Consider the following 21,842-nt stretch of genomic DNA (forward strand, 5'->3'; position numbering starts at 1 on the left):
TCATACAGGAAGAGAAAATCCCGACATTTGCGGATACGAAGAATAGCGGAACAACATCGACGGCTTGCATCTTTCGAATGCGGGGCCGGCAAAAGGCAAGCCGAGTCGAATAGTTCCATCGAGCGACGCTGGACGTGACGTCGAATTCACGTCGCCGATGACGTGCCCTTTCGCGCTCACGCGACCAGCGCCTCTGCGTTGCGTTCGATAAAGATCGTCCTCGCCTTGATCCGATGATGTCGCAACAAGTCAGCATGAACCAGGACGTCATCGATCCTGCTATCGCCGGTCGACGCCAGGAAGATGACTTCGTCAGCCATGGCGTACAGTCCGTATTCGGACGACGTGCTGCCGAGTTCGCCGCCATCGATGATGACGCGATCGAAATCGCGCGCCTCGTTCAGCGCCTCGGAGAGTGTGTTCAGTATCCGGTCATCCGGTGGAACCATTGCCGCGAGGCCAACAGGGACGATTTTGATGTTGGTCTTGCCCAGCGGACAGGCCACATCGCTGATCGACGACGTGCCGGCCAGAATATCGCGAATTCCCGGCCGCTGGTCGAAACGCAGACGCGATGTGACCGGGTGCTGCATCAGATCGGCGTCGATGACGATGGCTTTCTGTTCCGTCTCGGCGACGGCGCGCGCCAACTCCAGTGCGATCAGGCTGAGCGATTCTTCTTCCGAGGTGCGAACCAGCAGGATGGAACGGCCCGCAGGCGCTGCGAGCAGTTCCGCCGAAAGACGCGACAACTGTTCTTGGCGACTCGCCGCGGCAGGACGGAGGATGGAGTGCAGCGATGACGTTGACGGGTCGATGCGCTTTCCGATCGGTCTCGGCGGCACCTCATCCGGTCCCGGCGGCACCTCGTTCGGCTTTGGTAGTCGCCGGCCGCGCGCAGCAAGACTGTCCCGCGCCAGGGCCGCGGCAACGCCCAGCGTCAACCCGCCGAACAGCGCCGCGGCCATGATGATCATGGTCGGCGGCCAGCTCTTGCGTTGGGGCGGCGACGCAGGGGAAATCAACCGGATATTCGTGGTGTCGACGACCTGCTGTTCGTGTGCAGTCTTGGCTTTCGCCAGAAACATCTCATAGACCGCGCGATCGGAGTCCGCTTTGCGCTCCAGTTCGCGCAACGGCACGATGATCTTGTCGTTCGTCTGCGACAACGCCTTCAGCGAATCGAAACGCGCCTGGAGTTCCTGGACATTCGTCCGCTCGCTCGTCGCGACGTAACGGACCGCCTCGGCGATCCGCTTGACCTCGTCCTTGATCGCGGTCTGGACGTCACGAAGCTGCGCCCGGACCGCCTGCAGCGCGGGGTGATTGGGACCGTTGATCTGCGCCAGCTGCGCTTCGTCGCGGACGATGTCCGCCGCTCGCGCGCGCAATTGTGTGATCGTACCGGACTGCACGACCTCGGGCAGAGCCTCCAGGCCTGCGCCGCCGGAGACGATGGCATCGATCAGTTTGACGCGCGCCTGCGCTTCGCTCAGCTTGGCCTTGGCATTGGTCAGCTGGGTATTGGCTTCGTCGAGCTCTTGATCCGTCACCAGCCTGTTGCGGGTGCCGACCAGATTGTTGGCGGCCTTGTAAGCGGCGACAGCTCGCTCCGACTGGCTCACTGCATCGCGCATCCGCGCCAGTTGTGAGGTGATCGCCTCTGAAATGCGGCGATTGAAGGTGGAATTCGCCTTGGCTTGCTCCTCAAGATAAGCATTGGCCACGGCTTCGGTGAGCCTTGTTGCTCGTGCCGCCGTGTCCGCGGAAACCATGATGTCGATGACGAAGGAGCGGTCGTTTCGCTTCACTGCCGTCTTCAGGCGCAGATTCCGCAATGCCGTCAGTTCGGGCGGATCGGATGACCCCATCCCGAACAGCGACCTGATCTTCGAGCCGAGGCCGCCTTTGCCGTTGAACTCGGGGTCGTTGGCCAGTCCGGTTTCATCGACGACACGCGTCAGGACTTCGTTCGAGGTGATTATCTTCAGTTGGCTTTCGACGAGGAGCAGGCCGTCGCCAGGCACGGAGTTCTGGGCCGCCGATCCTTCTTGCGGCGTTGGGCGATCGCGGGGATCGACGTAAACTTGGGCTACCGCGGTGTAGGCCGGTCGCGCGATCATGAGATACGTGGCCGCCACCACGCAAAACGCCCCGCATATCGCAAAGATCCAGTGCTTGCGCCGCAAGAGGATGCCGATGACATCCTTCAGGTCGACGCCCTCCGAGACCTTGTCGCTGGATTGAGACAGGTCGCGATAGGGTGCTGTTGCTCCCTCTGTCTGCTGAATCGACATGCCGCATTCCAACCTAGTTAACTCAACACACAGGGCGATTGCCCCGCAACGTATGATGAGTACGGTTAATCGCGGGTTACTTGGTAATTAGATACCATGATATGCTTACAATGCCCCCCGGCTTTCTTCCATGATCAGCTCATGTTCGGCGGCATGTTGCTTGCGTCGATTGTTGTCCGGAATCCCGCTTCAGAAGTCCGAGGCGATGCCCTTGGTTTCCCAATCGCCATAACGGGTCGGTTCCGGACCCTTCGGACCCTGGAATTCCTTCGGGCGTGCGGCGGCATCGTTCGCGGCCAGCTCCTCGGCAGCCTTGCGCCGCGCCGCGGCCTCGGCGAGCGCGCGCTGCGCGGCCGGCGTCAGCGGCTTGCGCGGCGCGGGTTCCGGCGGCGTTGACGATGGCGATTTCTCAGACATGGCAAGCCTTCTTGGCAAAACTTTCCGCCTGCGAATTCGTACTTCCGTGCTGGCTCGGTGACGGCATCACGATCAAGAAATCCGCGAGGCGATTCTTACATTTGGCATATTCGCATGCCAGAGGTGTTTTCGAGTTGATGGGCATGAGCCGAATGTAACTCAGCACCTTCGAGATATCTCCGCTTCATGCCTCCTTCAAGATTTGCAGTTCCTGCCGAAGTCCCCGGTCTCGCGGCGCGCCGCATCGCGGCCGACATCCTCGACGGCGTGCTGCACAAGCACCGCACACTCGATGATCAGCTCGACGGCGCCGGCGCGCATCCCGGCCTGAAATCGCTGGCCGATCGCGACCGCGCGCTGATGCGCCGGCTGGTCTCGACCATCCTGCGCAAGCTCGGCACGCTCGGCCATCTGTTGTCGCGCCTGCTCGATCGCGGCATCCCGACCGATGCGCCGCGCGCGCAGAGCGCGCTGTTGATCGGCGCCGCGCAGATCCTCTGGATGGACGTGCCTGACCATGCCGCAGTCGATCTCTCGGTGCGGCTGGTGCAGTCGGACCGCCGTGCCGCGAAGTATGCCGGGCTCGTCAACGCCGTGCTGCGCCGCTGCGCGCGCGAGGCCCAGGGGCTGATCGACGAGATCAGCACGCAGACGCTGGACCTGCCGCCATGGATGCTGGCGCGCTGGAACGCGCATTACGGCGAGGCCACCGCGCGCGAGATGGCGCTGGCGCTCGGCCACGAGCCGTCACTCGATCTCACGGTGAAGTCCGACGCCGCGCAATGGGCGAGCCGCCTGCACGGCGAGGTCTTGCCGACGGGAACCGTGCGCACGCTGCTGCAGGGTTCCGTCACCATGCTGCCGGGCTTTGCCGAAGGCCAATGGTGGGTGCAGGACGCCGCCGCCGCGCTGCCGGTGCGGCTGTTCGGCGACATCAAGGACAAGAAGGTCGCGGACCTCTGCGCCGCGCCCGGCGGCAAGACGGCTCAGCTCGCACTGGCAGGCGCGCAGGTCACCGCGGTCGACCGCTCGCCGGCGCGGGTCGCGCGGTTGCGCGAAAATCTCACGCGGCTGGCGTTGCAGGCCGAGACTGTTGTCGCCGACGCGGCCGAATGGCCCGCCGAGGCCGCGAGTTTTGACGGTATCCTGGTCGATGCGCCCTGCACCTCGACGGGAACCATCCGCCGGCATCCCGACGTCGCCTGGCTGCGCCAGGAAGGCGACATCGCCGCGCTCTCGGCCCTGCAGAAGCGGCTGCTGCTAAAGGCCACCCATCTGCTGAAGCCCGGCGGCACGCTGGTCTACTGCACCTGCTCGCTGGAGCCGGAGGAAGGCGAGCACGCGATCGCCGCGCTGCTGGCAAGCGAATCAGGCCTGCGCCGTGCGCCGGTCGAGAAGAGCGAGGTCGCCGGCCTCGACGACATCATTACCGCCGACGGCGACCTGCGCACCCTGCCGAGCCACCTGCCCAACGCCGACCCGCGGCTGAGCGGGCTGGATGGCTTTTACGCAGCCCGGCTGGTTAAGTCCTGATTTTAACCTCAGCCTTCTAAGCTCGAAGTGATTCGCGCGGTATCAAGAGGGTGTCTTCTTGATCAAGAAGGTGTCTTGGCCGCGTTTCCGGATTAAATAAGGATTCGTTGAAAATTTCCTCCCCGCAAGGTTAGGCGTGTCGGTCGCTCAAAGCAGACGCATCTCGACGCTGATTGCTGGCCGCTTCGCCCGCAGCATGCTCGCGCGCGCCAGCGGCAGCACGGTCGCGCTGTCGCGGCTGTGGCCGGGCCGCACCGACCGGCTGATCATCGCGCCGCACGACCTGCGGACCGCCGACGCCACCCGCGCTGCCGAGATCTATGCCGGGCGATTCGTGTTCGCCGGCAAGATCGTCACCTGCCACGGCCGCTCGATCTTCGATCTGGAACCGCCGTCGGAGGATTGGGAAGCCGCCCTGCTCGGCTTCGGCTGGCTGCGCCATCTGCGCGCCGCCGACACCGCGCTGACCCGCGCCAATGCCCGCTCGCTTGTCGACGACTGGATCTCCAACCAGGCCCGCAAGCGGCCGCTGGAACGGCGCGCCGATGTGCGCGCGCGGCGCGTGATCTCGCTGCTGTCGCAGGCTCCCCTGGTGCTCGGCGACACCGATGGAAAATTCTACCGCAAGTATCTCCGCGGACTGGCGCGCGAGATCCGCTACCTGCGCCACTCCACGCTCGACAATGACGGCGTGCCGCGGCTGCAGGTGCTGATCGCGCTGTGCTACGCCTCGCTCTGCCTCGCCAACCAGGCACGCAATATCAAGTCGGCGACCCGCAGGCTGTCGGACGAATTGCAGCGCCAGATCCTGCCCGATGGCGGCCACATCTCGCGCAATCCCGGCGCGCTGGTCGAGCTGCTCAGCGACCTCCTGCCGCTGCGGCAGACCTTTGCGGCACGTAACATCGCGCCGCCGCCGGCGTTGCTCAACGCGATCGACCGCATGATGCCGATGCTGCGCTTCTTCCGGCACGGCGACGGCAGCTTCGCGCTGTTCAACGGCATGTCGACCGCGCCGTCCGATCTGGTCGCGACGCTGCTCGCCTATGACGACACCCGCGGCGTGCCGATGGCGAGCATGCCGCACACCGGCTTCCAGCGTCTCGATGCCGGCAACACCACGCTGATCATCGACACCGGTCCGCCGCCGCCGGCAAGCGTCAGCCAGGATGCACATGCCGGCTGCCTGTCGTTCGAGCTCTCCTCGGGACCGAGCCGCATCGTCGTCAATTGCGGCATGCCGTCGACCGGGCGCGACAATTGGCGGCCGTTCGCGCGCTCCACCGCAGCGCATTCGACGCTGACCTATCACGACACCTCGTCGTGCCAGTTCGTCGAGCTGTCGGCGATGAAGCGGCTGCTGCGCGGCGCGCCGATCACCAGCGGGCCCAGCAATGTCGAGAGCTACCGCGAAGCCGTTCCCGGCGGCGACGTGCTCACCGCCTCGCATGACGGCTATCTCTCCCGCTTCGGCGTGATCCATCGCCGCGTGCTGATGGTCTCCCAGGACGGCACGCGACTCGAAGGCGAGGACTCGCTGTCGCCGGCGCCGGGCGGCCGCATGAAGGGCAGCGAGGCCGATTTCGCGCTGCGCTTCCATCTGCACCCTTCGGTGAAGGCGAGCCGGTTGTCGGATGCGCGCGGCGTGATGCTGGTGCTGCCAAACCGCGACGTCTGGACCTTCGAGGCGATGGACGACAAGGTCGACCTCGAGGACAGCGTGTTCCTGGCCGGCAATGACGGCCCGCGCCGCACCTCGCAGATCGTGATCCGGCAGGACGCCAGGCACGCCGCCACCATCCGCTGGAGCTTCGTCCGCTCCTCGACCTCGGCCACCGCCACCAACGCCCGCCGCAACGCCCGCCGCGAGCCGGAACTGCCGCTGTAGCGGCAGCGAAAACGCGCGATCCGCAGCGCGCGGCCTCTCCACCCCGTCGTCCTGGCGAAGGCCAGGACCCATAACCACCAAATTTGATTGTGTGCGGGATGGTGGCCCCAGCGTCGGACAACAACTAGCGGCTGGGGTAATGGGTCCTGGCTTACGCCAGGACGACGCTGAACGTTTGTGAGCCGTCCCTTCACATTCTCTCAGGGTGAAGGGCCAATTTCCCGGGAATCGGCGTCCGGAACCGGTTTCGTGCCGCATAAAACCATGCTACCCGGCTGCCTTAACCGCCAAGGATTTTCCGATATGACCGAGCAGCTTCGCCGCGTGACCCGCGCTCTGTTGTCCGTTTCCGACAAGACCGGACTGATCGATTTCGCCAAGGCGCTGGCCGACCAGGGCGTCGAGTTGGTCTCGACCGGCGGCACCGCCAAGGCGATCGCGGCGGCCGGGCTGCAGGTCAAGGACGTCTCCGAGCTCACCGGTTTCCCCGAGATGATGGACGGCCGGGTCAAGACGCTGCATCCGAAGGTGCATGGCGGCCTGCTCGCGATCCGCGACAACAAGGAGCACGCCGCGGCGATGGCCTCGCACGGCATCGCGCCGATCGATCTCCTGGTCGTCAACCTCTATCCGTTCGAGGCCACCGTCGACAAAGGCGCCGGCTTCGAGGAGTGCATCGAGAACATCGACATCGGCGGCCCTGCGATGATCCGCGCCGCGGCGAAGAACCATGACGACGTCGCCGTGGTGGTCGAGGCGAGCGACTATTCTGCGGTGCTCGACGAGCTCGCCGTGCACAAGGGCGCGACCTCGCTTCAGTTGCGCCGGCGGCTCGCCGCCAAGGCCTATGCGCGCAGCGCGGCCTATGACGCCGCGATCTCGAACTGGTTTGCCGTGCAGCTCGATACCAAGGCGCCGGACTTCCGCGCCTTCGGCGGCAGGCTGATCCAGTCGCTGCGCTACGGCGAGAACCCGCACCAGACCGCGGCGTTCTATGCCACGCCGGAGAAGCGGCCGGGCGTTGCCACCGCGCGGCAGCTGCAGGGCAAGGAATTGTCCTACAACAACATCAACGACACCGACGCGGCCTACGAATGCGTCGGCGAGTTCGACCCGCAGCGCACAGCGGCCTGCGTCATCGTCAAGCACGCCAATCCCTGCGGCGTCGCCGAGGGTCCCGATCTCGCGACTGCTTATGCTCGTGCGCTGGCCTGCGACTCCACCTCGGCCTATGGCGGCATCATCGCGGTCAACCGCACGCTCGATGCGGACGCGGCGCGCGCCATCATCGGCATCTTCACCGAGGTGATCATCGCGCCCGACGCGACCGAGGAGGCGATCTCGATCATCGCCGGCCGGCGCAATCTGCGCCTCATGCTTGCCGGCGGTCTGCCGAACCCGCGCGCGCTCGGTCTCACCGCCAAGACCGTCGCCGGCGGCCTCTTGGTGCAGAGCCGCGACAATGCGGTGGTTGAGGACATGAATCTGAAGGTCGCGACCAAGCGCGCGCCGACCGACGCCGAGCTGCGCGATCTCAAATTCGCCTTCCGCGTTGCAAAACACGTCAAGTCGAACACCATCATCTACGCCAAAGATCTCGCCACCGTCGGCATCGGCGCCGGCCAGATGAGCCGGGTCGATTCCGCGCGCATCGCGGCGCGCAAGGCGCTGGATGCCGCGGCCGAGCTGAAGCTCGCCGAGCCGCTGACCAAGGGTTCGGTGGTCGCATCAGATGCGTTCTTCCCGTTCGCCGACGGCATGCTGGCCTGCATCGAGGCCGGCGCCACCGCGGTGATCCAGCCCGGCGGCTCGATGCGCGACGACGAGGTGATCAAGGCCGCCGACGAGCACGGCATCGCCATGGTGTTCACCGGCGTGCGGCATTTCCGGCATTGATCTAGCAGCATGGTCGCCCCTGCCTAGATCAGGAGGCGCACACTCCTTCACCGTCACCCCTGAGGAGGCGGCACAGCGGCCGTCTCGAAGGGTCGACGGCCCGGCTGGTGGCCGTGCATCCTGCGAGACGCGCGCAAGGGCGCGCTCCTCCAGCGACAAAGGCAGAGCCTTTGCGCGGGGATGACGGGTCCATCGCTTAGCTCAGCCCGCCAGATCGACCTTCGAGGCCACGGTGGAATCCGCATTGAGCCGATAGACCACCGGCGCGCCGGTCGCGAGCTCGCGCTTCAGGATCTGCTCCGGCGACAACTTCTCCAGCACCATGATCAGCGCGCGCAGCGAATTTCCATGAGCGGCGACCAGCGTGCGCTGGCCGCGCAGCACGCCGGGCAAGATCTCCTGCACGTAATAAGGCAGCGTGCGCGCCAGCGTGTCCTTCAGGCTTTCGCCGCCGGGCGGCGGCACATCGTAGGAGCGGCGCCAGATCAGCACCTGGTCCTCGCCCCACTTCTTGCGGGCGTCATCCTTGTTGAGGCCCGAGAGATCGCCGTAATCGCGTTCGTTGAGCGCGAGATTCTTCGTCGTCGGCAGTCCGGTCTGGCCGATCTCTTCCAGCATCAGCTTCAGCGTATGCTGCGCGCGGGTCAGGTCGGAGGTGAAGGCAACGTCGAACGACAGGTCCTGCGCCTTCAGCTTGCGGCCCGCGTCCCTGGCCTCACGGATGCCCTGCTCGGTGAGGTCAGGGTCCTTCCACCCGGTGAACAGGTTCTTCAGATTCCATTCGCTCTGACCGTGACGAACCAGCACAAGAAGACGATCACTCATTTCAGATTCCGTTTCGCTGATTTGGATTTGATCTCGTCGAGCGGTCTCAGTCGCTCAACCCGAGAACGTCGGTCATCGAATACATGCCGGGCTTCTTGCCATGCGCCCACAGCGCCGCCTTCAGCGCGCCCTGCGCGAACAGCGCGCGATCCTCGGCATGATGCGACAGCGTGATGCGCTCGGAAGGACCGGCAAAGATCACGCTGTGATCGCCGGCCGCGGTGCCGCCGCGCAACGATGCAAAGCCGATGTCACCGGCGCGCCGCGCGCCGGTCAGGCCATCGCGGCCACGCGCCGAATGCTGCTCCAGCGCGATCTTGCGGCCGGCGGCGGCGGCTTCGCCGAGCATCAAGGCGGTGCCCGATGGCGCGTCGATCTTCTGCTTGTGGTGCAGCTCGAGAATCTCGATGTCGAAGCTCTGGTCGAGCGACTGCGCGACGCGCTTGACCAGCGCCGCGAGCAGATTGACGCCGAGGCTCATGTTGCCCGACTTCACCACGATGGCGCGGTCGGTGACGCTGCGGATCACCGCATCATCGGACGGCGACAGGCCGGTGGTGCCGATGACGTGAACCAGACCGCGTTCGGCCGCGATCGCGACATTGGCGATGGTCGCGGCCGGCACGGTGAAATCGAGGATGCCGTCGGCGTTGGCCGACATCGACCACAGATCGGCCGACAGCTTGACGCCGTTGGCGGGGAGACCGGCAAGCACGCCGGCATCCTTGCCGAGCAATTCCGAGCCCGGCGCTTCCAGCGCGCCGACCAGCACCGCCCCCGGGGTTTCGTCAATCACCCGCACCAGCGTGCGGCCCATCCGGCCGCCGGCTCCCGCAACGATCAAACGCATGTCAGCCATGGCTCACCTCTGCATGCCGTATAGCGAGCCATGGCTGTTCCGGCAACCGAACCGGCTGCCAGGCTACGGGTTGTCGTGTCCCTCGATGACGATGAGGTCGGCGATCGAATGGGGCTGCCGCACCTTGATGTTCGCCTGGTATTCCGGCGAGTTGTAGCAGGCCAGGGCAGTCTGATAGTCCGGGAATTCGATCACGACGTTGCGCGAGCGGCTCTGGCCTTCCACGCTGGTGAATTTGCCGCCACGGACGATGAACTTGCCGCCGAATTTCTGGAAGATGGCCGGGTTGGCGGCCATGTAGGGCTTGTAGCCCTCGTCATTGTGAACGTCGACGCGTCCAATCCAGTATCCCTTCGCCATCTCTGTTCTCCCGTGTTGTTGGTTCAGGTCAGTGCCTGGGCGACCTCGGCGTGAATGGCCTCGGCTGCGGCCTTCGGATCGGCGGCTTCCATCACCGGGCGGCCAACCACCAGATAGTCGGCGCCGGCGGCAATGGCACGGGCCGGCGTCATGATGCGCTTCTGGTCGCCGGTCGCCGAGCCCGCGGGGCGGATGCCCGGCGTCACCAGGTTCATCTGATCGCCGACGATCTTGCGCAGGGCGGCGGCCTCCTCGGGCGAGCTGACGAGGCCGTCGACACCGAGCGCCTGTGCCTGCCTGGCGCGCGCCTCGACCAGATCGGAGACGTTGAGGCGGTAGCCTGCGGCGTGCAGGTCGCTGTCGTCGTAGGAGGTCAGCACCGTCACCGCGAGGATCTTGAGGCCAGAGCCGGCGCGCGCATCGACCGCCGCCTTCATGGTCTGCGGATAGGCATGCACGGTGAGGAAGGTCGCGCCGAGCGCCGCGACGCTCTCGACCCCGCGCGCAACGGTGTTGCCGATGTCGTGCAGCTTGAGATCGAGAAACACCTTCTTGCCGCTGCCGGCGAGCTGCTTCGCCAGCGCGAGGCCACCGGCATAACCGAGTTGGTAGCCGATCTTGTAGAAGGTGACGCTGTCGCCGAGCCGGTCGATCATCGCCTCGGCGCTGGCGACGGACGGCAGATCGAGCGCCACAATCAACCGATCTTTCGGAGCGATCTTTGAAGCGATCTTGGCTGGCTGCATGTCACCTCACATCATGCGTTGAGAATGGTCGATCAGCTGCCGCACCAGCGCGCGCATCGTGTCGATGTCGGCCTGGTGCTTCAGACGATCCATATCGTCATAGGCCTGCTCGGCGAATGACAGCGCGAGCTGGTTCGGGATCACGGTGGCGTGGCACGCCGACAGGATCAGGCGCAGCGCCGCCAGCGCGCGGATGCCGCCGAGCCGGTTGCCGGATGCCGCAGCGATCGCGAACACGCGCTCGCGGAACACCTGGCCGCGGGCCTCTTGCGGGTCCTGCACGCGGCTCACCCAGTCGATCGTGTTCTTCACCAGCGCCGGCACCGAGGAATTGTATTCCGGCGTCACGACCAGCACGCCATGATGGGCGCCGATCATCCGCTTCAGATTGACGGCGTGCTGCGGCACGCCCGATTTGGCCTGCAGGTCGCCGTCATAGATCGGCAACGGAAAGTCGCCGAGCGAGATGCGGCTGACGTCGGCGCCCGACTGCGCGAGCTCGTGCGCCAGCACGGCGGCGAGCTTCGTGTTGAGCGAGCCGGATCGAAGCGATCCCGGGATCACGAGGATTTTCAGCGCGGACATTTTGAAGTCGCAGGTCCAGGGCGTGCACCCCGGCGCGGGGCGATCAACCCTTGCGATACACCCAGACCCGCGCCGGCGGAAGGTTCATCCAGATCCGCTCCGAGGCCTCTGTGGACACGCCGGGCAGCGACTTCGGAATCGGGGGCGCCACCGAATAGGTGAACTGGACGAAGGGCGCGCCGGGCGCGAGAGCCAGGAAGGCGTCGCGGATCAGCTTCAGGCGGGTGAGCATCGGCTTGGTGACCAGCGGCAGGCCGGAGACCACGGCCGACGCCGGAGACTTCATGACGTCCCACAGCGTGTCGCGGAGCCTGTAGGCGTCGCCCTGCACGACCTTGGCCTGCGGATAGCGTTCGCGCAGCAACGCGCAGAAACCGGGATTATACTCAACCAGGACGAGCCGCTTCTGATCGACGCCGTGCTCGATCAGCGCGTTGGTGATCGCTCCGGTGCCGGGCCCAAGCTCGACGACCGGCCCTTCGGCGTCAGCATCGACATATTGCGCCATGGTGCGCGCGAGCAGCCGTCCGGACGGCATCACCGCGCCCATGTGCAGCGGCTTCTCGATCCATGAACGGAGAAAACGAACCTCGTCGTCGAGACGGAGGGGCTTCTTCGACGCACGCACGGACGATTGCAGAGGCATGTCGCTACCAGGCGGGACCGCGCACAATCGAGCGGTTGTCAGAAAACAGTCATAAACACGTATAGATCGAAGTCGTTACGGTCAAGCGTAACGACTCCGGCTAGACGGAGCGACTTCCGAAGAAGTCCTTGACCTTAGAGAAGAAACCCGCTGCCTCCGGCTGGGTTGCGCCGGACGAGAGTTTTTCGAACTCCATCAGCAATTCTTGCTGCTTCTTGGTCAGATTCTGCGGGGTTTCGACCACGACCTGGACATACATGTCGCCGGTCTGGCGCGAGCGCAGTACCGGCATGCCCTTCGATGCGATGCGGAATCGCCGGCTGGACTGGGTGCCGGCGGGCACTTTCACCTTGGTCTGGCCCTTGTCGATGGTCGGCACCTCGAACTCGCCGCCGAGGGCTGCGGTGACCATCGAGATCGGCACGCGGCAATGCAGGTCGGCGCCGTCGCGCTGGAAGAACTGGTGCGCGGTCAGCGACAGGAAGATGTAGAGGTCGCCGGGCGGCCCGCCGCGGACCCCCGCCTCGCCTTCGCCGGCGAGCCGGATACGGGTGCCGTCCTCGACCCCCGGAGGAATGTTGACCGAGAGCGTGCGCTCGCGCGTCACCCGGCCGGAACCGGCGCAGGAGGTGCAGGCATCCTCGATCATCTGACCGCGGCCCTGGCAGCCGGGGCAGGTCCGCTCCAGCGTGAAGAAGCCCTGGGCCTGCCGAATCCGGCCGGCGCCACCGCAATGCGAGCAGGTCTTCGGCTTGGTGCCGGCCTTGGCGCCGGTGCCGGAGCAGGACTCGCAGGTCACCGAGACCGGGATCTCGATCTGCGCGGTCTTGCCCTGGAAGGCCTCCTCGAGCGTGATCTCCATGTTGTAGCGCAGGTCGGCGCCGCGCTCGCGGCCGCCGCTGCGGCGCTGCCCGGCCATGCCGAACAGATCCTCGAAGATGTCGGAGAAGGAGGAGGCGAAGCCAGCGCCGAAACCGGGGCCGCCGCCGCCCATGCCCTGCTCGAAGGCGGCATGGCCGAAACGGTCATAGGCGGCGCGCTTGTCGCCGTCCTTCAAGACCTCATAGGCTTCGTTGATTTCCTTGAAGCGGACTTCGCTGGTGGCGTCGCCGGGATTCTTGTCCGGGTGCCATTTCATCGCGAGCTTGCGGAAAGCCGATTTGAGCTTGGTCTCGTCCGCGTTCCGTTCGACCTCGAGGGTCTCGTAATAGCAGCGCTTGGTGGACATCCTTCAATTCCGTCCGAAGTTCATCGCGATCGCCAATAGGATCGCGTCAAGGATTGCGCCTGTCTGGAAGATGCAGCGATCGCCTTAAAGAAAAATGACCCCCACTCCTCCGAGACGCGGCGCGTGCTCTTTGGCGTGAGGGTCATGATCGCAAGCCCGCTCAGGCAGACTTCTTGTTGTTCTTGTCGTCGTCGACCTCGGTGAACTCCGCGTCGACAACGTCATCCTTGGCAGCGTCCTTGGCCGCATCGGCCTCGGCCTGCTGCTTGTACATGGCCTCGCCGAGCTTCATCGAAGCCTGCGCCAGCGTGTTGGTCTTGGCCTTGATCGCCTCGGCGTCGTCGCCCTTCAGGGCCTCCTTGAGGTCGCTGACGGCATCTTCGATCGCCCGGCGATCGGTCTCCGGAATCTTCGAACCGTGTTCGGCGAGAGCCTTCTCGGTCGAATGCACCAGGCCGTCGGCATGGTTCTTGGCGTCGACTGCCTCGCGGCGCTTCTTGTCCTCGGCCGCGTTGGCCTCGGCGTCCTTGACCATCTTGTCGATGTCGGCCTCGGACAGACCGCCGGATGCCTGGATCCGGATCTGCTGTTCCTTGCCGGTCGCCTTGTCCTTGGCCGAGACGTTGACGATGCCGTTGGCGTCGATGTCGAAGGTCACCTCGATCTGCGGCATGCCGCGCGGAGCCGGCGGAATGCCCATCAGGTCGAACTGTCCGAGCATCTTGTTGTCGGCCGCCATCTCACGCTCGCCCTGGAAGACGCGGATGGTCACGGCGCCCTGATTGTCTTCGGCGGTCGAGAACACCTGGCTCTTCTTGGTCGGAATCGTGGTGTTGCGGTCGATGATGCGGGTGAACACGCCGCCCAGCGTCTCGATGCCCAGCGACAGCGGGGTCACGTCGAGCAGCAGCACGTCCTTGACGTCGCCCTGCAGCACGCCGGCCTGGATCGCAGCGCCGATCGCGACGACCTCGTCGGGATTGACGCCCTTGTGCGGCTCCTTGCCGAAGAACTGCTTCACCACTTCCTGGATCTTCGGCATGCGGGTCATGCCGCCGACCAGCACCACTTCGCCGATCTCGCCGGCGGTCAGGCCGGCATCCTTCAGCGCCTTGCGGCACGGCTCGATGGTCTTCTCGACGAGATCGGCCACCAGCGCCTCGAACTTGGCACGAGTCAGCTTCATCGTCAGATGCTTCGGACCGGTCTGGTCAGCCGTGATGAACGGCAGGTTGATTTCGGTCTGCGTGGTCGACGACAGCTCGATCTTGGCCTTCTCCGCAGCTTCCTTCAGGCGCTGCAAAGCGAGCTTGTCGTTGCGCAGGTTGATGCCCTGCTCCTTCTGGAACTCGTCGGCGAGATAGCCGACCAGGCGCATGTCGAAATCCTCACCGCCGAGGAAGGTGTCGCCGTTGGTCGACTTCACCTCGAACACGCCGTCGCCGATCTCGAGGATCGAGACGTCGAAGGTGCCGCCGCCGAGGTCGTACACGGCGATCGTGCCGGACTTCGACTTGTCGAGACCGTAGGCGAGCGCGGCAGCCGTCGGCTCGTTGATGATGCGCAGCACTTCGAGGCCGGCGATCTTGCCGGCATCCTTGGTGGCCTGACGTTGCGCGTCGTTGAAATAAGCGGGAACGGTGATGACGGCCTGATCGACCTTCTGGCCGAGATGCGCCTCAGCGGTCTCCTTCATCTTCTGCAGGATGAAGGCCGAGACCTGCGAGGGCGAATAGGTCTTGCCGTCGGCTTCGACCCAGGCGTCGCCGTTCGATGCCTTGACGATCTTGTAGGGAACGAGCTTCTTGTCCTTCTCGACCATCGGGTCGTCATAGCGGCGGCCGATCAGGCGCTTCACCGCAAAGAACGTACGCTCGGGATTAGTCACCGCCTGGCGCTTCGCCGGCTGTCCGACGAGGCGCTCGCCATCGTCGGTGAAGGCAACGATCGACGGCGTCGTTCGCATGCCCTCGGCATTCTCGATCACCTTGGCGTTCTTGCCATCCATTACGGCGACGCACGAATTCGTGGTGCCGAGGTCGATCCCAATGACCTTACCCATGATTTTGATATCCTCTTTGCTACGGCAGGTTGGTTGGGCCCTGACGGCGCTCCGTACCGAACCCCCAGACGTTCACATACTCGCGATATTGCGACGGTGAGCCTGATATAGGAGAGAGGGTTCTGCCCGCAAGGACTGGACGCAACGTTGAGGCCTGAAAAGACTGACGTTTGAAAGATTGTGTCAGTCCGACCGCGGCGCCGGTTCAAGTGGCAACCAGCGCCCCCGCCGAGTTAACAAATCGGCAATGATGCCGCCGGCCGTCGACCCGAACGTCGGAGACGCGACGTCTGCGCTGTTGAGTGAACACTCACAAACATCGTATGCGAGAGCGGCGCACGGGTCGAGGGCGCGCTGTTTGGCCGCTGGCCACCATTCTTGGAAATGTCGGGAAACTGGAAAGTGCCAGCCAATCGGGGCGAAAAGCCCACGGAATCGAGCCTGTGGGCTCGAAGCGGAGATTTGGCGACCTGTTGCAGGGTCATCAAAACCGCTAAAAGCGGTCCGACTGAAAGAGGCCATCCAGCCCTGCACCGGCCCCGTTGCGCGGCCACCAAGCAAAACCGGTAGATCCCCCATGACGCCTTTTCGAGTTCTCGTTGCGGTTGCCTTGCTGATTGCTGCCACCTGTCGTGGCTTCGCCGCCGACGTGGTGTTTCCGCCGGGCGCGCATGTCGGGATGAAGCCGCTGGTGGGCCTCGTCCGGGCCAAGTCGTTCATCGGCTTCGAGACCGAGGATCAGGGCGTCAAGGTCCTGATCGCGGACCTGCCGGCGGACGCCTACAACGAGGTCGTGACCGCCTTCAAGGCCAACCCCGCCGGCACCGGAAACATCAAGCCCGAGAGCCTCGAGACGCCGGCCGGCCTCGCCTATTACACCGTGGAGAGCGCGCGCGATGGCGCCAGCACTGTGCGGCGTTATTCCATGATCCTGCCGGGACCGACCTTCTCCGGCTATGTCGCGGTGCAGGTCCCGGAGAACGCCAGCAGGATCTACACCGACGACGCCGTGCGGCAGATGTTCGCCTCGGCCCAGATCCGCAACGAGGTGCCGGTCGACGAGCAGCTCGGTATGATGCCGTTCAAGGTCACCGAGCTCAGCGCTTTCAAGAACATCCGCATGCTGGCGCCGGGCGCAGCGTTGCTGATGGCCGACGGCGACGACAAGAGCCTCGAGACCAAGCCCTTCATGCTGCTCGGCGTCATCGGGTCGGCCCCCGCCACGCCCGACGACCGCGGCCGCTTCGCCCAGCAGATCGCGACCACGATCCCCGGCGTGCGCGACGGGCGGATCACCATGTCCGAGCCGATCCGGATCGACGGCCAGCCCGGCTTCGAGACCCGGATCGACGCCATCAGCGGCAAGGACAACACCCCGGTGACCATCGTGCAGTGGCTGCGGTTCGGCGCGCAAACGTCGGTGCGCGTCATCGGCAGCTCACCGCGCACCGATTGGGAGAAGGCCTTCCCGCGCTTCCGCGCGGTGCGCGACGGCATCCAGCCGCGCGGCTGACCGGCCTTTCGCGGCCCGGTCGGAAAAATCCCACTTTCGTCGTTCGCCGAACGGAACTAGCCTCCTCGCGCAGTATCACGCAAAGCGAGGAGGGGCGCGATGTTGGATCGACGACAGGTGGTTGCAGGCCTCGGCACGTTGGTGCTGGGGACCCTGGTTCCCAAACATCTTTGGGCGGCCGCGATCAAGCCGGACGATGGTGCCGCGCTGCTCGTGATCGACGTCCAGAACTGCTTCCTGCCCGGCGGCAGTCTCGCGGTGAAGGAAGGCGACCAGGTGGTGCCTGTCATCAACAAGATCGCCAAGAGCTTCGCGAATGTGGTGATGACGCAGGACTGGCACACGCCCGGCCACGTGTCCTTTGCCTCGGTCCATGCGGGCAAGAAGCCGTTCGAGACCATCGACCTCGCCTATGGCAAGCAGGTGCTGTGGCCCGACCACTGCGTGCAGGGCACCGACGGCGCAGGCCTGTCGAAGGATCTCGCGATCCCGCAGGCCGAGCTGATCATCCGCAAAGGCTTTCACAAGGACGTCGACAGCTACTCCGCCTTCACCGAAGCCGACGGCAACACCACCACCGGGCTTGCCGCCTATCTGAAAGCGCGCAAGGTCGAGCGGGTCTTCGTGGCCGGGCTCGCCACCGATTTCTGCGTGGCGTGGACCGCGCTCGACGCGCGCAAGGCCGGCTTCGAAACCTATGTCGTGGAAGACGCGTGCCGCGGCATAGACACCCAGGGATCGCTGGCCAAGGCGTGGGATGACATGGCCAAGGCCGGCGTCAAGCGCATCCAGTCGGCGGATATCGCCTAAGATCTTCGCTGCGAGGCCCGCATGGCCGCTGTCTCAGCGCCGGTCGCATTCGACTTCGCGCGACGCTCGCCGTCGCCGCGCATGGCGGGCTTGATTGTCGGGATCACCGGCTATCGCGAGGCCGTCGCCGGCCGCTATTCGCGGCGGCAGACCGCGCCGCTGATCGCCCCGCTGATCGTCAGTTTCGGCACGCCGTTCCTGATCGCGCTGGCGCGCGAGCCCGGTGCGTCCGACCGGCAGCTCAGCTTCGCCGCGGGCCTGCACGCCGGGCCCGTCTATATCGAGTCCGACGGCGGGGCCGAATGCGTGCAGGTGGATTTCACGCCGCTCGGCGCCTATCGCTTCTTCGGCGGCACCGTCACCGAGCTCGCCGGGCGGATGATCGATCTCGGCGACGTGCTCGGCCACGAGGGGCGGCGGCTCCGCGAGCGGCTCGGCAATACGACCTGCTGGCAGCGCCGCTTCGACCTGATCGAGGACTTCGTGCTTCGTCGCGCGAACCATGCGCCATCGCCGGAGATCGCGGCCGCCTATCGCAGACTGGCGCGATCCGCGGGCACGGTCAGGATCACGACGCTCGCCGCTGAGATCGGCTGGAGCCGCAAGCACCTCGTCGACCGGTTTCGATCGGAGCTCGGCCTCGCCCCCAAATCGCTCGCGCGGATGATGCGCTTTCACCAGGCCTGCCGGATCGCACAGCGCGGCGGGCCGCGCGCCTGGGCGGCGATCGCAGCCGAAAGCGGCTATTCCGACCAGGCCCATCTCGTCCGCGAATTTGTCGAATTCGCCGGGGAACCGCCGACGGCGTGGGCACGCCGGTTGGCGATGACCGACAGCCGGCTGGCGCATTCCGGCGATCTGCTGGCCGACCGGTAACAAACCTTCAAGCCGGTGACACTCAGCCTTACGCATATTGGCGCCATCCGGCGACCAACAAAGGAAACGCGCAATCATGAGCAACATCGAACCGCCCCGCATCTTCCCGACGATACGTTGCAGGGATGCCGAGGCGATGGTCGGCTGGTTCAAGGCGGCATTCGGGTTCACCGAATACGTCGTCTATCGCCACGACGGGGTGATCCATCACGCCGAACTGGCCTACGGTTCCTCGATCCTGATGCTCGGCCAGAGCCGCGACGATGATTATGGCAAGCTGATCGGGGGCATGGATGGCCGGCGCACCGATTCGATCTATGTCGCGGTCGACGATCCCGACGCCCTGCATGCGAGGGCCAAGGCGGCGGGGGCGAAGATCGAGATGGAACTGCGCGACACCGACTATGGCAGCCGTGATTTCGCCTGCCGCGATCCGGAAGGAAACCTCTGGAGCTTCGGAACCTACTGGCCGAAGGCGCATGAGAAGCCGCTGCCGTGAATCCACGACAGCGCGCTCATCGTTCGAAGGTCGGACGGATCAGACCGTGATGTCGGCGCTTGGTGCAGCCTTGGCGCCGCCCTTGGAGACGCCGACCAGCGCCGGACGCAGGATGCGATCGCCGATCATGTAGCCGGCCTGCACCACCTGCACCACGGTGCCCGACGGCACCGACGCATCAGGCACTTCGAACATCGCCTGCTGGAAGTTCGGATCGAACTTCTCGCCGATCGGATCGAACTTCTTGACGCCGTTCTTCTCCAGCGCGTTGAGCAGCGAACGCTCGGTCAGCTCGACGCCTTCGATCAGCGCCTTCAGGCCGGGATCGGCGGATTCCTTGGTCTCGGCCGGCACGGCATCGATCGCGCGCTGCAGATTGTCGGCGATATCGAGCACGTCGCGGGCGAAGCCGGTGATGCCGTAGGTCTTGGCATCGGCGACCTCGCGGCGGGTGCGCTGACGGAGATTCTCCATCTCGGCCAGCGTGCGCAGCGTGCGGTCCTTCGCCTCGGCGAGTTCCTTGGCCAGCGCCTCGGCCGATCCCACCTCGGGATCGTCAGGCATGATGTAGGGCTTCGAGACCACGGGCTCACCCGTCGGCGCCGAATTCTCGGTGTTGTCATTGGCCCGGTTCGGATCGGTCATGGCGTGCCTTCTCGAAAACTCGCGTCGGTTCAAATCTTGGGGATTGCTTGCCGGGATATCGTGCTTTAGGCGGCGAAAATCAAGCGCAACATCCGGCTTCGGCAACAGGGATCTCCGGTTCGGGTCAAGAAAACCCTTCAAATGAAAGCGAAATCCAGCCCAGTCAGCCGCCCAGCATCTTGCTGACGATGCGCGCGGCATAATCGACGGTCGGAATCACCCGCGCATAATTCAGCCGCGTCGGGCCGATCACGCCGAGCACGCCGACGATCCGGCCCTGGGCGTCGCCATAGGGCGCGATGATGGTCGAGGAACCCGACAGCGAGAACAGCTTGTTCTCCGAGCCGATGAAGATCCGCACGCCTTCGCCGCGCTCGGCGCGGCCGAGCAGGTCGATCACGCCGCGCTTGGTCTCGAGATCGTCGAACAGCGACTTGATCCGCTCGAGGTCGTCGAGCGCATGCAGATCCTCGAGCAGATTGGCGTGACCGCGCACGATCAGCTGGCGGTCCTCGCTCTCGCCGCCGGACCAGCTGGCGATGCCGGCCGCGACCACTTTCTGGGTGAGCTGATCGAGCTCGGCTCGGTTCTGCGTCAATGCGGTCTCGAGCTCGAGCCGCGCTTCGGCCAGCGTCCGGCCGCGGATCCGGGCATTGAGGAAATTGGTCGCCTCCGTAAGGGCCGAGGACGGAACGCCCGGCGGCAGCGCCAGCACGCGATTCTCGACCTGGCCGTCCTCGCCGACCAGCACGACCAGCGCCTTCTCCGGCTCCAGCCGCACGAATTCGATGTGCTTCAGCCGCGCATTCGATTTCTGCGTCAGCACGACAGCCGCGGCACGGGTCAGCCCCGACAGCCGCGTCAAGGCTTCGCCGAGCGCCGCCTCGACGGATTGCGCGCGGCCGACCGCGGCCAGCTGGGTCTGGATCGACTGACGCTCGGCCTCGGTGAGGTCGCCGACCTGCATCAGGGCGTCGACGAAGAAACGCAGCCCGAGTTCGGTCGGCAGCCGCCCGGCCGAGGTATGCGGCGCATAGATCAGGCCGAGCTGCTCGAGATCCGACATCACGTTGCGGACCGAGGCCGGCGACAACGGTAATGCGATCAGGCGCGAAATGTTGCGCGAGCCGACCGGCTCGCCGGTCGCCAGATAGCTTTCGACGATTTGACGAAAAATATCCCGCGAACGCTCGTTGAGCTGGGCAAGCCCGGCATGCGGCGCGATCAGGCCGATCGGATCGTGGTGAGTCACACTCCAGTCCCTCACAATTGCTACCTAATTTGTCGATCCGGGAGGCCGGTGACAAGCATGCATTCGGCCCTCTGGTACCGGACCAATCCGGGGCCGAAAACCCTCGCCAAGACCCTTGCCGCTGCCCCCTGCCCCTCCTACAAGCACGCCCAGCTCTATCTGTCGGATTTTTGGAGGATTTCATGCGGCCAAGCCGCCGTGCGCCCGATGAACTGCGCCCCGTGTCGCTGGAACGCGGCGTCGTCAAATATGCCGAGGGTTCCTGCATGGTGAAGTTCGGCGATACCCATGTGCTGGTGACCGCGACGCTGGAAGAGCGGCTGCCGCCATGGCTGAAGGGCCAGGGCCGCGGCTGGGTCACCGCCGAATACGGCATGCTGCCGCGCGCCACCCTGGAACGCACCCGCCGCGAGGCCTCCGCCGGCAAGCAGGGCGGCCGCACGGTCGAGATCCAGCGGCTGATCGGCCGCTCGCTGCGCGCCGCCGTCGATCTCGAAGCGCTCGGCGAACGCCAGATCACGGTCGATTGCGACGTGATCCAGGCCGATGGCGGCACCCGCACCGCCTCGATCACCGGCGCCTGGGTGGCGCTGGCCGACTGCATCAACTGGATGAAGACCCGCAACATGCTGAAGACCAACGTGTTGCGCGACAACGTGGCGGCGATCTCCTGCGGCATCTACCAGGGCACCCCGGTGCTCGACCTCGACTATGCCGAGGACTCCGAGGCCGATACCGACGCCAATTTCGTCATGACCGGCGACGGCCGCATCATCGAGGTGCAGGGCACCGCCGAGAAGACGCCGTTCTCGCAAGACGAATTCCTGGCGCTGATGGCCTTGGCACGCAAAGGTGTCGCGCGTCTGGTCGACTTGCAAAAGATCGCGGTGGCGTAGTCAGATTGG

General features: G+C 65.3%; 20 protein-coding genes. 8 read left to right on the top strand and 12 right to left on the bottom strand.

Features of this window, described 5'->3' with window-relative positions; all coding sequences use genetic code 11:
• Nucleotides 1–176 precede the first annotated feature (176 nt).
• Nucleotides 177–2,297 carry a chain-length determining protein gene (locus JQ507_33015; protein QRI69616.1) on the bottom strand — a complete coding sequence of 707 codons (2,121 nt, stop codon included), beginning with the start codon at nucleotides 2,295–2,297 and terminating at the stop codon, nucleotides 177–179.
• A 189-nt stretch (nucleotides 2,298–2,486) separates the two neighbouring features.
• Complete coding sequence (locus tag JQ507_33020; GenBank protein QRI69617.1) at nucleotides 2,487–2,714, bottom strand: DUF1674 domain-containing protein; 228 nt, start codon at nucleotides 2,712–2,714, stop codon at nucleotides 2,487–2,489.
• A 186-nt stretch (nucleotides 2,715–2,900) separates the two neighbouring features.
• On the opposite strand from JQ507_33020, the gene JQ507_33025 reads away from it, so the two are divergent.
• The 3 genes from JQ507_33025 (at nucleotide 2,901) to purH (ending at nucleotide 8,031) form a co-directional block, all read left to right on the top strand.
• Nucleotides 2,901–4,247: a methyltransferase domain-containing protein gene (locus JQ507_33025; GenBank protein QRI69618.1), complete on the top strand. Its 1,347-nt coding sequence runs from the start codon at nucleotides 2,901–2,903 to the stop codon at nucleotides 4,245–4,247.
• Between the two features lie 136 nt (nucleotides 4,248–4,383).
• Complete coding sequence (locus JQ507_33030; protein QRI69619.1) at nucleotides 4,384–6,135, top strand: heparinase II/III family protein; 1,752 nt, start codon at nucleotides 4,384–4,386, stop codon at nucleotides 6,133–6,135.
• Between the two features lie 303 nt (nucleotides 6,136–6,438).
• Nucleotides 6,439–8,031: a bifunctional phosphoribosylaminoimidazolecarboxamide formyltransferase/IMP cyclohydrolase gene (gene purH, locus JQ507_33035; protein QRI69620.1), complete on the top strand. Its 1,593-nt coding sequence runs from the start codon at nucleotides 6,439–6,441 to the stop codon at nucleotides 8,029–8,031.
• Nucleotides 8,032–8,232: 201 nt separating this feature from the next.
• Here purH and JQ507_33040 read toward each other — a convergent pair whose 3' ends face one another.
• From JQ507_33040 to dnaK, 8 genes are all read right to left on the bottom strand, one after another.
• On the bottom strand, nucleotides 8,233–8,856 hold the full coding sequence (locus JQ507_33040) for a 2,3-bisphosphoglycerate-dependent phosphoglycerate mutase (protein QRI69621.1): 624 nt from the start codon (nucleotides 8,854–8,856) through the stop codon (nucleotides 8,233–8,235).
• Between the two features lie 46 nt (nucleotides 8,857–8,902).
• A complete protein-coding gene (locus tag JQ507_33045) occupies nucleotides 8,903–9,715 on the bottom strand; it encodes a 4-hydroxy-tetrahydrodipicolinate reductase (GenBank protein ID QRI69622.1) in 813 nt (270 codons plus the stop codon).
• A 63-nt stretch (nucleotides 9,716–9,778) separates the two neighbouring features.
• The gene (locus JQ507_33050; GenBank protein ID QRI69623.1) at nucleotides 9,779–10,075 is read right to left on the bottom strand and encodes a DUF1330 domain-containing protein; all 297 of its coding nucleotides are present in this window, start codon (nucleotides 10,073–10,075) and stop codon (nucleotides 9,779–9,781) included.
• A gap of 23 nt (nucleotides 10,076–10,098) precedes the next feature.
• Nucleotides 10,099–10,821, bottom strand: coding sequence for an orotidine-5'-phosphate decarboxylase (gene pyrF / locus JQ507_33055; GenBank protein ID QRI69624.1), 723 nt, complete (start codon nucleotides 10,819–10,821; stop codon nucleotides 10,099–10,101).
• Between the two features lie 6 nt (nucleotides 10,822–10,827).
• Nucleotides 10,828–11,406: an NAD(P)H-dependent oxidoreductase gene (locus tag JQ507_33060; GenBank protein ID QRI69625.1), complete on the bottom strand. Its 579-nt coding sequence runs from the start codon at nucleotides 11,404–11,406 to the stop codon at nucleotides 10,828–10,830.
• Between the two features lie 43 nt (nucleotides 11,407–11,449).
• Complete coding sequence (locus JQ507_33065) at nucleotides 11,450–12,052, bottom strand: methyltransferase (protein ID QRI69626.1); 603 nt, start codon at nucleotides 12,050–12,052, stop codon at nucleotides 11,450–11,452.
• A 100-nt stretch (nucleotides 12,053–12,152) separates the two neighbouring features.
• On the bottom strand, nucleotides 12,153–13,280 hold the full coding sequence (dnaJ, locus tag JQ507_33070; GenBank protein QRI69627.1) for a molecular chaperone DnaJ: 1,128 nt from the start codon (nucleotides 13,278–13,280) through the stop codon (nucleotides 12,153–12,155).
• Nucleotides 13,281–13,440: 160 nt separating this feature from the next.
• A complete protein-coding gene (gene dnaK, locus JQ507_33075; protein QRI69628.1) occupies nucleotides 13,441–15,342 on the bottom strand; it encodes a molecular chaperone DnaK in 1,902 nt (633 codons plus the stop codon).
• Between the two features lie 577 nt (nucleotides 15,343–15,919).
• Between dnaK and JQ507_33080 the strand changes: the two genes are divergently transcribed.
• The 4 genes from JQ507_33080 to JQ507_33095 all read left to right on the top strand — a co-directional run bounded on the left by JQ507_33080 (nucleotide 15,920) and on the right by JQ507_33095 (nucleotide 19,040).
• The gene (locus JQ507_33080) at nucleotides 15,920–16,855 is read left to right on the top strand and encodes a hypothetical protein (GenBank protein QRI69629.1); all 936 of its coding nucleotides are present in this window, start codon (nucleotides 15,920–15,922) and stop codon (nucleotides 16,853–16,855) included.
• A gap of 99 nt (nucleotides 16,856–16,954) precedes the next feature.
• Complete coding sequence (gene pncA / locus JQ507_33085) at nucleotides 16,955–17,665, top strand: bifunctional nicotinamidase/pyrazinamidase (GenBank protein QRI69630.1); 711 nt, start codon at nucleotides 16,955–16,957, stop codon at nucleotides 17,663–17,665.
• A gap of 21 nt (nucleotides 17,666–17,686) precedes the next feature.
• Entirely contained in the window at nucleotides 17,687–18,541 is an 855-nt protein-coding gene (locus JQ507_33090; protein ID QRI69631.1) for an AraC family transcriptional regulator, read from the top strand.
• Between the two features lie 76 nt (nucleotides 18,542–18,617).
• Nucleotides 18,618–19,040 (top strand): VOC family protein, encoded by a 423-nt coding sequence (locus JQ507_33095; protein QRI69632.1) that lies wholly within the window; start codon nucleotides 18,618–18,620, stop codon nucleotides 19,038–19,040.
• A 39-nt stretch (nucleotides 19,041–19,079) separates the two neighbouring features.
• Here JQ507_33095 and grpE read toward each other — a convergent pair whose 3' ends face one another.
• Both grpE and hrcA read right to left on the bottom strand, forming a co-directional pair.
• On the bottom strand, nucleotides 19,080–19,685 hold the full coding sequence (grpE, locus tag JQ507_33100) for a nucleotide exchange factor GrpE (protein ID QRI69633.1): 606 nt from the start codon (nucleotides 19,683–19,685) through the stop codon (nucleotides 19,080–19,082).
• A gap of 163 nt (nucleotides 19,686–19,848) precedes the next feature.
• Complete coding sequence (gene hrcA, locus JQ507_33105) at nucleotides 19,849–20,937, bottom strand: heat-inducible transcriptional repressor HrcA (GenBank protein QRI69634.1); 1,089 nt, start codon at nucleotides 20,935–20,937, stop codon at nucleotides 19,849–19,851.
• A gap of 182 nt (nucleotides 20,938–21,119) precedes the next feature.
• Here hrcA and rph point away from each other — a divergent pair, with 182 nt between their 5' ends.
• On the top strand, nucleotides 21,120–21,833 hold the full coding sequence (gene rph, locus JQ507_33110) for a ribonuclease PH (protein ID QRI69635.1): 714 nt from the start codon (nucleotides 21,120–21,122) through the stop codon (nucleotides 21,831–21,833).
• Nucleotides 21,834–21,842 lie beyond the last annotated feature (9 nt).

The sequence above is a fragment of the Bradyrhizobium sp. PSBB068 genome, from assembly GCA_016839165.1.
Taxonomy (GTDB): Bacteria; Pseudomonadota; Alphaproteobacteria; order Rhizobiales; family Xanthobacteraceae; genus Bradyrhizobium.